Source organism: Mesorhizobium sp. M2A.F.Ca.ET.039.01.1.1 (assembly GCF_003998035.1).
Classification (GTDB): Bacteria; Pseudomonadota; Alphaproteobacteria; order Rhizobiales; family Rhizobiaceae; genus Mesorhizobium.
Window position 1 is genome coordinate 1 of record NZ_RZRY01001561.1, and the last position, 425, is coordinate 425.

Consider the following 425-nt stretch of genomic DNA (forward strand, 5'->3'; position numbering starts at 1 on the left):
GGGATTCCCGCGCTCATCGCCGATCCTCCGTTCCGCAAATCGCGCGAGGAGGATAGCGGCGCCGCCCTGCCCGCCTCAACCTGCCTCGATGGCCAGTGCCGGGCTCTCTCCTTGTCTATGCAATTCCGGACGGAGAACCGTGAACACTTTCCTGGAATTGCTCTAAAGTTTCGCTGGCGCCTCGGCCTCGGCATTGGCGGCCGGCAGCACTCGGCAATTGTCCCGTTTCGGCGATGAGTTGCAGATGGTTGCCCCAGTCAGCGCATCCACCGATTGCGATCCGGTCGTGAGCCCGAATTCGCGAAGTTCGCCCTGGCTGAGTTCCCTGTGCTTGGCAAACCGCGCCGACTGCATGGCGGCAAAAAAGCCCGCGCCGATCGCCATCTCGTCGAGATACGCCCTGACCTTCTCTTCCATGCCCATGG

1 pseudogene is annotated in these 425 nt (G+C 62.6%); it reads right to left on the bottom strand.

Annotated features, from left to right (window positions below):
* Positions 1–162 precede the first annotated feature (162 nt).
* Positions 163–425 (bottom strand): annotated as a pseudogene (locus tag EOA24_RS40925) (hypothetical protein); the annotation flags it as partial.